The 8,117-nt window shown below is 60.4% G+C and carries 8 protein-coding genes; 2 read left to right on the forward strand and 6 right to left on the reverse strand.

Translation table 11 applies throughout. From position 1 onward, the window contains the following. On the forward strand, positions 1-587 hold a 587-nt coding region (locus NW856_RS01560; RefSeq protein ID WP_414398745.1), incomplete at its 5' end, for an MFS transporter. Here the strand turns inward: NW856_RS01560 and NW856_RS01565 are convergent. The 5 genes from NW856_RS01565 to NW856_RS01585 all read right to left on the reverse strand — a co-directional run bounded on the left by NW856_RS01565 (position 544) and on the right by NW856_RS01585 (position 3,565). Beyond that, on the reverse strand, positions 544-1,620 hold the full coding sequence (locus tag NW856_RS01565) for an EAL domain-containing protein (protein ID WP_414398746.1): 1,077 nt from the start codon (positions 1,618-1,620) through the stop codon (positions 544-546). The genes NW856_RS01560 and NW856_RS01565 overlap by 44 nt on opposite strands. 81 nt (positions 1,621-1,701) lie before the next feature. Further along, positions 1,702-2,460 (reverse strand): hydroxyacylglutathione hydrolase, encoded by a 759-nt coding sequence (gloB, locus tag NW856_RS01570; RefSeq protein WP_414398748.1) that lies wholly within the window; start codon positions 2,458-2,460, stop codon positions 1,702-1,704. A gap of 7 nt (positions 2,461-2,467) precedes the next feature. Then, on the reverse strand, positions 2,468-2,731 hold the full coding sequence (locus tag NW856_RS01575) for a DUF3143 domain-containing protein (protein WP_011431822.1): 264 nt from the start codon (positions 2,729-2,731) through the stop codon (positions 2,468-2,470). Between the two features lie 126 nt (positions 2,732-2,857). Continuing rightward, positions 2,858-3,274, reverse strand: coding sequence for a J domain-containing protein (locus NW856_RS01580; protein WP_414398749.1), 417 nt, complete (start codon positions 3,272-3,274; stop codon positions 2,858-2,860). Between the two features lie 111 nt (positions 3,275-3,385). Further along, positions 3,386-3,565: a 50S ribosomal protein L32 gene (locus tag NW856_RS01585; protein ID WP_011431820.1), complete on the reverse strand. Its 180-nt coding sequence runs from the start codon at positions 3,563-3,565 to the stop codon at positions 3,386-3,388. A gap of 360 nt (positions 3,566-3,925) precedes the next feature. Here NW856_RS01585 and NW856_RS01590 point away from each other — a divergent pair, with 360 nt between their 5' ends. Then, positions 3,926-4,978 carry a CsgG/HfaB family protein gene (locus tag NW856_RS01590; protein WP_414398751.1) on the forward strand — a complete coding sequence of 351 codons (1,053 nt, stop codon included), beginning with the start codon at positions 3,926-3,928 and terminating at the stop codon, positions 4,976-4,978. A gap of 19 nt (positions 4,979-4,997) precedes the next feature. Here NW856_RS01590 and pruA read toward each other — a convergent pair whose 3' ends face one another. Further along, positions 4,998-7,952: an L-glutamate gamma-semialdehyde dehydrogenase gene (pruA, locus tag NW856_RS01595; protein ID WP_414398752.1), complete on the reverse strand. Its 2,955-nt coding sequence runs from the start codon at positions 7,950-7,952 to the stop codon at positions 4,998-5,000. Positions 7,953-8,117: the final 165 nt, after the last annotated feature.

An 8,117-nucleotide genomic window follows, 5' to 3' on the forward strand; every position in this document is an offset into this window, starting at 1 on the left:
ACTTTGAGCCGGAGCCGGAGATGACTCCAGCAAAAGGCTTGCCCAAAGTTTTCTGGCTGTATCTTTTGGCAGCAGCCTGTGTGGCTATGGGGTTTGCGGATTTTCCCCTCATTGCCCTGCATCTGCAACAACAGTCAGGGAGCGATGGGGCAGGGATCCCTTTGCTCTATGCCCTGGCCATGGGGGTGGATGCCCTGGCCGCCCTGGGATGTGGCTGGCTGTTTGACCGCGTGGGGCTGTGGAGCCTGCTGGGAGCGGTGGCGGTATCGGCTGGATTTGCGCCGCTGGCCTTTTCCGGTACCTATGCTCTGACGGTGCTGGGCATGGTGCTCTGGGGCATTGGCTTGGGCGCTCAGGAATCGGTCATGAAGGCGGCAGTAGCCAGCATGGTGACCCCCCAGACGAGGGGCTTTGCCTTCGGCCTGTTTACCAGCGTCTACGGCCTGGCCTGGTTTTTGGGCAGCGCCCTGATGGGGGTGCTTTATGATTTCTCCCTTCCAGGTCTGGTAGCCTTCTCAGTGGCTGCTCAAGCTGTGGGAGCGGCTATCCTGCTGGCTGTAGCGGGACAGGCTGGGGCTGGGCAATGAAAAAGCCCTGCACCAGATCCACGCCGTGTTCGCAAACCCACTGTAGCTCCCCCGCAGTCTCGATCCCTTCCGCTAGCGTGGTGATCCCCAGGTCTTGGGCCAGCTCCAGCAGCTTTTGGGCAATCACCGCCTTGTAGGGATCCCGGTCCACCCCGCGAATGAGCTCTCCATCCAACTTGATCATGTCTGGCCGCAGCTGGTGCAGCAGGTTCAGGGATCCATAGCCAGCCCCCAAATCATCCAAAGCCACCCGAAAGCCTGCCTGCTGATAGAAGTGCAAAATCCGCTGCAAATGGTTCAAATCGGGGCTGCGGTCAGACTCATTGACCTCAAACACCACCCGCTGGGGCGGGATCCCGGCGCGGCTAATAGCCCAGACAGTATGGCGCAGGCAAAAAGCCGGGTCGTAGATGGCAGTGGGGCTGAAGTTGATAAAGAGATCCCCCTGCAAGTGGTGCTGCATGGCCGCGGCAATGGCCGTGCGGCGGGCGGCCAAGTCCAGCTGGTAGAGCAAATGGGCTTCCCGAGCCATAGCAAAGAGCAAACCCGCGTTGATCAACCGCCCTTCCTTGTCCAGTCCTCGCACCAGCGCCTCATGGCCCACCACAAAAGCGGGATCCCGCGCCTGGACAATGGGCTGAAAGTAGGTGGTGAGCCGGCTTTCTGCCAACACTTCCAGCAACAGCTCGGCCTGAGTGCGGTGGAACAACTCCTGCAACAACTCCACCCGGGCGCAATCCTGCCAACAGGGATCCCTATCTCCGGCCAAAAACAGAGCGCGGCTGGCCCGCATCTCCTGCTGCGAAAGAACCTCGGCCATTCCTTCTAGGGTTTTCTTGAGGGCCCCCTGGGCAATGGAAACCGCCAGGCCAAGGTTTTCCAAAAGTTGAACCGAAAGGGGGGCTGGGATCCCCTCCTTAGCCTCCAGAAGCCGCACCACCTTGCGCTGGGTGTGAGGGGTGGGCAGCCAGAGAAACAGACGCCCTGCCTCCTGCCAAAAGGTAGGCAGAGCCGGACACTCAGGACAAGACATAGGATTTTGGGGAATAGCTAGGCAGTCCCACCGACAGTATGCCCTCGCTCTCCCAGGAGAAAGCAAACTTTACAAACAGCGCTAGAACTGATCCTTCATACCTCGCAGCCGGGCAAAAACCCGCACCGGATCCTGAACTCCGGTGGCTGCCTGCAAAGCCGGCTGATCCCAACGCAAGAAGGGATTGGTGCGGCGTTCCTCGCCAATGGTGCTGGGGACAGTCGGGGATCCCGTCTGGCGCAGGGCGGCCACCTTTTGGTAACGGGCCTGCAGGTCGGGATTTCCCCCATCCACCGTCAGGGCAAACCTGAGGTTGTTGAGGGTGTATTCGTGGGCACACCACACCCGTGTGGCTTCCGGCAACTGCCGCAGTTGATCCAGGGATCCCACCATCTGCTCCGGCGTGCCTTCAAACAGCCGCCCGCATCCCCCGGCAAACAGGGTATCGCCACAGAAGAGATCCCCACTCTCGGAAAAGTAGTAGGCAATATGGCCGCGGGTATGGCCGGGCACAAACAGCACCTTTGCTAGCCGACCCGCAAACTCCACTGTTTCCCCTGCCTTGAGCTCCACCGTCTGGCCAGGGATCCGCCCCCGATCCACCTGGCTGCCATAGACTCTGGCACGGGGATAGCGCTCCAAAAGCTGTCGGTTGCCCCCCACGTGGTCGTGGTGGTGGTGGGTGTTGAAAATGGCCACCAACTCCGCCCCCAGCTCGGCCAGCTTTTCCAACACGGGCTCAGCCACTGCCGGATCCACCACGGCTGCTGTTGCAGTGTCGGGATTGTGGAGCAGGTAGATGTAGTTATCGCGCAGGGCAGGCAACTGGAGAACGCGCATGGCTCGGCTAACTCTCAAAAATGGCCTGTTCTACGTCTTGCCGGCTGAGGGAATAGGGAAAAGATAAAGTTTTCGTGTTGCCGTCTGGGTAGGTGTATCGCACCCAAATGCTGGTTTCTTCCAGGCGCAAAATGGCTTTCCAGCCAGGCCGTTCGCAAAACCACTGCTCCACATCCTGCGGATCGCGGGTGCAGCCCTGATCCTCCAGCCAGCGTTCGATGGTGTGGAGCGGGTGATTGTACAGGGGCGTGGTTGCAGGAGGCAAAGGCATGGCGAGATTCAAGGAAAGCAATCAAACCCTAGAGTCAACGGGCTATGTTCATTCAAGCACTCCTGATCCAGAATCCGAAAACTCCGTCCCAATGCCGTACCAAGACGGTGGGGAGTGCCCACAGAATCAGCTTGCCCCACTCTCTCGCAGCCAAGCGAGGACACCTGCCAACACCAAACACACAACCAGGGTGGATCCCATCAGCAGCAGGGCACACAGCTCGCCAGCCGAAAGTGGGCGGGTTTCCATACGCAGCTCTAGAGAATCGGCACCAAGGGATCCCGGCATGCCCAGAGATCCCGTGTTGGCGGTCACCGCCCGTAAGCTGGCATCGTAGATGGCCCGTTTCGTCGGGTTGCTGAGGACAAGGTAGGCCTCCTGCAACTCTTGGAAGCAGCGAATGGCCACTTCCGGAGCCAGGGGAGAAGTATCGGGATGGTAGCGCTTGCTCAATTGCCGGTAGGCCCGCCGGATGGCCTCAGGAGATGCCCCTGGAGACAGACCCAGCCGTTGGTAGTAGGTGAGGGAAGTCAAGGAGCGCATGCAACCTATGGAGGAGCAAGACTACAGGGGCAGCAAAACCGCTTTCAGGGGAGCACAGCTCTAGTCCAGTGTAATCACTCGCGCAGACACCGGGATCCCTGCAGCAAGCCTCTATTCTTCCTCATCCTCTTCAGACTTAGCTTTGGGATAGTAGAAACCGGTGTTGCGACCGCTGAGAATGGCGCGCCCAATGGTCATGGCTCGCTGGGCCTGGAGCTTAGCTTTGCCCAGCCAGACGGCGTAGCGCCTGCGACTGCGGGCTTTAGAGGTTTTCTTCTTGGGAACAGGCATAGCTTGTACAAGAATACAGCCTTACTAGGCTAGCACTGATCGCGTCAGCGGCGGAGTCCTAGCTTGCACCGCCGATCCCAGCTTTATCCAGGCAAGTGGCCTATCAGCGCTTGACTGAAAGAGGGCGAGCATCTCGGCTCAACAGAGTTGAGATCTGTCAACTCTTCTGTGCAAATCTTCTCAATCCATTTTCCCAACAGCCCTGTAGCCGCTAGAGTATGGGACATCTGCTGGGAACAGGCGATGCCGGGATCCTTAGCCCTTAGCTGCCAGGTGATACCGGTCACCGCCCTGAAGCTCTTTTGGGTGCAAGCTGAGAGTAACTGTGGCCACTTCCCAGATCTAGGAGATCGTTTAACCATGCGCAACCTCTCTTCCGTTTTGCTGTTCGGGATCCCTTTGGTAAGCCTAGGCTGGACAGGGATCCCGGTGGTGGCCCAATCCGCCAATCCAGCCCTCTGTCAGAAATTTCCCCAAGATATTCGCTGCACCCTCTCTGCCCCCAGACAGGTGGGACAAGCGCCGCAACCCACATCCCGTCCTCGGATTGCAGTCTTGGACTTTGATTTCAGCAGCCTCAGCAATCCCTACGGCTTCCGCGAGGCTTCTCGGGGGGTGAGCGACCTGTTGGTGGATCGGCTGGTGAGAGATGGCACCTTTTCCGTCATCGAGCGCTCGCGGCTGGACGCGATCTTGGCCGAGCAGAACCTGGGTCTATCCGGGCGACTGGATGCCAACACCGCTGCTCAGGTAGGCCGGATCCTAGGGGTCGATGCGGTGATCCTCGGCAGTGTGACCCAGTTTGATGTGTCGGTGCGTCGTTCCGGGGGTGGGGCGCCGGTCTTGACCCCCTTTGGCAGCTTCCCGCTGGCGGTGGGGGCTGAGTCGGTGGATGCCGATGCCAACGTGCAGCTGAATGCCCGCTTGGTGAGCACCAGTACTGCCGAGATCTTGGCCGTGGTCGAGGGCAAAGGCAACGTCAGCCAGTCGGATAGCACGGTCACGGTTGCCGGCTTTGGCGGGGGATCCGCCACCAGCAACGAAGAGAAGCTGTTGGTATTGGCAAGCCAACAAGCGGTGGAGCAAATTGCCCAGCAGTTGGCCGGTTTTGCCGGGCGCTTGGCAGCTCAGCCTCGCTCTCTGCCAACGGTTGACGCCTTGGTGGCGGATGTCTACGGCAACCAGGTGATCCTGAACAAGGGCAGCCGCGATGGCTATCGGGTGGGATTGATTCTTTCTGTGGAGCGCGTCGTCCGCGAGGTGAAGGATCCGGCCACGGGGACAGTCTTGCGCAAATTGACTGAGCCAGCCGGACAGGTCCAACTGACGGAGGTGGATGACAGCTCCAGTGTGGGACGCATTCTCAGCGGGGCAGGCTTCAAGGTTGGGGATGTGGCCAAGCCTGTCCAATGAGCTTTCCCAAGCCCTATCCTCAGGATCCCTCGATGGGAGCAAAGCCCTGCCGTTGCGTGTTTTCGGTTACGGTGCGCGGCTCTAAAAATTGCAGCAGGTAGTCGGGGCCGCCGGCTTTGGATCCCACGCCGGAGAGCTTGAAGCCGCCGAAGGGCTGCCGCTCCACCAACGCCCCGGTGATCTCGCGGTTGATGTAGAGGTTGCCGACGGCAAAGTCCTGGCGAGCCTGTTGAATGTGGGAAGGGGTGCGGCTGTAGAGACCGCCGGTGAGGGCGTAGGGGGTGGCATTGGCCATCTGCAGAGCAGAAGAAAAGTCCGGCGCTGAGATCACCGCCAAAACCGGGCCAAACAGCTCCCGCTGCGCCAGCTCTGACCGGGGATCCACCTGGCTGAACACAGTGGGGCCGACGAAGTAGCCTTTTTCCGGCACGGGCAGGCTGAGGTCGAGACGGGCATAGGCTTGGGCCGATTGAATGGCCTGGTGCAGGCGAGCTTGGGCCTCTGCATCGATGACCGGGCCAACTTGGGTGCTGGGGTGGGCCGGATCCCCCACATTCAAAGAGCGCACCGCCTCGATGAGCCGCCCCAAGAACAGATCGTGAATGGACTGCAAAACGATTGCCCGCGAGCAGGCGGAGCATTTCTGGCCACTGTAGCCAAAGGCGGAGTTGATCACTCCTTTGACCGCCTGATCCAGGTCGGCGCTTTCGTCGATGAGGATGGCGTTTTTGCCCCCCATCTCGGCAATGACCCGCTTGATGTGGTGCTGGCCCGGCTGCAGTTGCGCGGCTTGGGCGAGGATTTGGCAACCCACCGCCTGGGATCCGGTGAAGGCAATCAGGTGCACCCGCCGGTCTTGAACCAACAGGGGGCCAATGGCTTCGCCCACCCCCGGCAGGAATTGAAAGACACCCTCCGGGATCCCAGCTTCGGCAAGGGCCTTGAGGATAAACTCCGCCAGTTTGGCGGCGATCAGCGAAGATTGCTCCGCCGGTTTGAGGAGCACGCAGTTTCCGGCCACCAAAGCCGCCGCTGTCATGCCACAGGGGATGGAGAGGGGGAAGTTCCAGGGGGCGATCACCACCGCCACACCGCGGGGCTGGTAGTGGTAATGGTTGGTTTCGCCGGGCAGGTTGCACTCCCGTCCCCGCTCCAGAGCCTCCATCTGTTGGGCGTAGTAGCGGCAAAAATCGATGGCCTCGGAAACTTCCCCATCGGCCTGGGCAATGGGCTTGCCCACCTCCAGCACCATCCAGGCAGCCAGCTCCGCCCGCTGGGCTTCGATTTGCTCCGCCACCCGCCGCAGGATCCCCGCCCTCACGGCAACGGGGGTGCGCCTCCAGATGGGAAAGCTGGCTTGGGCCGCTGCCAAGGCTTGCTCCACCTGTTCCGGCTCGGTCAACCCAATTTCCGCCACCACCTGTTCAGGATCCGCAGGGTTGAGGGAGAGCATGGCTTGTCGGGTGGGGCGATATTCTCCGGCAATCCAGGGCTGAACCCTCTGACCCAGTTGAGGCCGGATCTCGTCCAATGCCTGAAAAAAGGGATCCCGCTGCTGGGGCTGGCTGAAATCCGTATCGGGAGCGGCGGCAAACGAGAGAGAAGGAGCCTGGAAAACGGATCCCTCGTCCAAGACCGGCGGGGCCAACAGCTGCTCGGGGTTGTAGCCCTGAACGCTTTGCCGCAGAAAAGAGGTGTTGGCGGTGTTTTCCAGCAAGCGCCGGATCAGGTAGGCCATGCCCGGCAGCAGCTCCCCGTAGGGGCAGTACACCCGCACCCGCTGTCCCTTCTGCACCAGGGCCTTGGCCAGGGGATCGGCCATGCCGTAGAGCACCTGCAGTTCAAAAGCAGACTGGGGGATCCCCAGCGCTTGGGCGATGGCGATGGCTTTGGCCTGAGAGCGCACATTGTGGCTGGCGATGGCGGCGTGGAGATGGGTGTGGTGCTCCAACAAAAGCTGGGTCATGCGCTCAAAATTGGCGTCGGTAGCAGACTTGCTGTTGTAAACCGGCTGCGGCCAGTGCTTTTGCGCCGCCAAGATGGTCTCTTGATCCCAGTAGGCCCCCTTGACCAAGCGCACCGTCACCGGGGATCCCCGCTCTTTGGCCCAGGCGATCAGGTTTTGCAGATCGGTGTAGCTATCCCGCAGGTAGGCTTGCAGCGTCAGGCCAACGTCGGTGCGGCCTCGGAACTCCGGCTCCAGCAGCAGCTCCTGCAAAATGGCCAGGGTGAGGGATTTGTAGCGGTACTGCTCCATATCGAAATGGATCCCGACTCCCAGAGCTTCTGCCCGGCGCAACAGGATGCGAATCCGTTCCCCCACTTTGGCTTTGGCCCCCAGGGGATCGATGGGATCGAACTGGGAATAGAAGGCTGTCAGCTTTACCGACACTTGCGGCACCGGCTGCGGTTGTGGCCAGGTTTTGACCATCTTTGCCAAATGCTCCATCACCTGCAGATAGCGATCCAGATAGGATTGGGCTTCCACTTCGGTGATGACGGCTTCCCCCAGCAAATCCAGCGTGAAAGCCATACCCTGCCGGTGCAGAGCTTCCAGAGTTTTGCTGACTTGCTGCAGGGTTTCTCCGGCAATGTAGCGACGGGCCAAGGCTTCCACGGCAGCGGTTAGGGTGGTGGCAGCCAACTGCCCTGGCAGGGAGTCGGGGTCTGCGAAGTTGAGCAGGCTCTTCAGCATCCCCGGCAACTCTACCGCCGGATCTGAAAGATACTCCTGCAAATGGCGGGCCACCTCAGCCTTGCTTTTCAAGCTGGGCAAGACATCGATCAAGCGGAACAACTGGGTGCGCAGGTGGGGGTTTTCCATCGCCCAGGCCAGCAGCTTGTCCTCCCAGCGCAGTTGATCTCGCCACTGGGCCAGCAGGGATCGCTTCTCTCCCGAAAGAGAGGCGAACAGAGATTGGGCAAGAGCTTGGGTTTGGGCCTCGTAGGCAGTAGGAGCAGCTTGGGCAACCATCTGATGCACCGGGGGGCGGGATCCCTACCATCCTGTCATGGAAAGGATGGAACCTGAGGCCGATTTTGGGAAGATAATGGCAGATGGGGCCACCGCAAATCCTCGAATAGCTACGCCGGGTATAAGCAGCTTTGCAGGAGCATGACTCTAGTCAATAATAAGCTC

Origin of the sequence: Synechococcus sp. R3-13 (assembly GCF_047462195.1) — a bacterium.
Taxonomy (GTDB): domain Bacteria; phylum Cyanobacteriota; class Cyanobacteriia; order Thermostichales; family Thermostichaceae; genus Thermostichus.

Excerpts from the sequence above, each read along its gene's own strand:
- NW856_RS01565 (WP_414398746.1), bottom strand. The coding sequence starts at position 1,620 with ATGTCTTGTCCTGAGTGTCCGGCTCTGCCTACCTTTTGGCAGGAGGCA.
- gloB (WP_414398748.1), bottom strand. The coding sequence starts at position 2,460 with ATGCGCGTTCTCCAGTTGCCTGCCCTGCGCGATAACTACATCTACCTG.
- NW856_RS01575 (WP_011431822.1), bottom strand. The coding sequence starts at position 2,731 with ATGCCTTTGCCTCCTGCAACCACGCCCCTGTACAATCACCCGCTCCAC.
- NW856_RS01580 (WP_414398749.1), bottom strand. The coding sequence starts at position 3,274 with ATGCGCTCCTTGACTTCCCTCACCTACTACCAACGGCTGGGTCTGTCT.
- NW856_RS01585 (WP_011431820.1), bottom strand. The coding sequence starts at position 3,565 with ATGCCTGTTCCCAAGAAGAAAACCTCTAAAGCCCGCAGTCGCAGGCGC.
- NW856_RS01590 (WP_414398751.1), top strand. The coding sequence starts at position 3,926 with ATGCGCAACCTCTCTTCCGTTTTGCTGTTCGGGATCCCTTTGGTAAGC.
- pruA (WP_414398752.1), bottom strand. The coding sequence starts at position 7,952 with ATGGTTGCCCAAGCTGCTCCTACTGCCTACGAGGCCCAAACCCAAGCT.